The sequence below is a fragment of the Dactylosporangium sucinum genome, assembly GCF_014647515.1.
GTDB classification, from domain to species: Bacteria; Actinomycetota; Actinomycetes; order Mycobacteriales; family Micromonosporaceae; genus Dactylosporangium; species Dactylosporangium sucinum.
In genome coordinates this window covers 1-914 of sequence record NZ_BMPI01000201.1, presented here as the reverse complement: position 1 = coordinate 914, position 914 = coordinate 1, and the positions used below count along the sequence as shown (strand labels likewise).

The following is a 914-nucleotide window of genomic DNA, read 5'->3' as shown; positions in this document are numbered from 1 at the left end:
GGCTCGACGGCCTGGATTGTGTCGGCGAAGTCGGAGCGGGCTTTGCGGGCGCAGGCGGCGCGGCTGGCCGACTGGGCGGAGCAGACCGATGCCGGCCTGCATGACACGGCGGTGGCGCTGGCTACGCAGCGGTCCCGGTTCGCGCACCGGGCGGTGGTCACGGGTGCGACGCGGGATCAGCTTGTCGCGGGTCTGCGGGAGCTGCTTGTCACCGGTGCGGGTGTGTCGGGTCCGGTGGCGGTGCTGTTTTCGGGTCAGGGGTCTCAGCGTGCCGGGATGGGCGCGGATCTGCCGGGTCTGGACGAGGTCCGCCAGCACCTGGACGTCCACCTCGGCGACCGCATCGACGAGACGCAGTTCGCGCAGTCGGCGCTGTTCGCCGTGCAGGTGGCCACCTATCGGCAGCTGGAAGCCTGGGGCCTGCGGCCGCAATATCTCGGCGGTCATTCGATCGGCGAGCTGACGGCCGCGTATCTGGCCGGGGTGTGGGACCTGGAGGGCGCTTGCCGCATCGTCGAGGCTCGCGGCCGTCTGATGAGCCAGGCGCCGGCGGGCGGGCTGATGGCGGCGATCGAGGCGTCCGAGGACGAGATCCGGCCGCTGCTGATCGAAGGCCGGGTCGGCCTCGCGGCGGTGAACGGGCCGCGGTCGGTCGTGGTCTCCGGTGACGCCGACGCCGTGACAGAGCTGGTCCAGGGCCGTCGGGCGAAGCTGTTGAAGGTGTCGCATGCGTTCCACAGCCATCACCTCGACGGGATGCTCGACGAGTTCCGCGCCGTGGTGGCGAGTGTTCCGGCGCATGAGCCGACGATCGGCCTGTACGGGGATGTCACCAACCCGGAGTATTGGGTGCGGCAGGCCCGTGACGAGGTCCGGTTTGCCGACACGGTGCAGCGGCTGACCGATGACGGGGT

1 protein-coding gene is annotated in these 914 nt (G+C 70.8%); it reads left to right on the top strand.

The genetic code is table 11. The annotated features are described in order from the left end of the window. The coding region (locus IEZ31_RS55815; protein WP_190258298.1) for an acyltransferase domain-containing protein at nt 1-914 on the top strand (914 nt) is incomplete at both ends.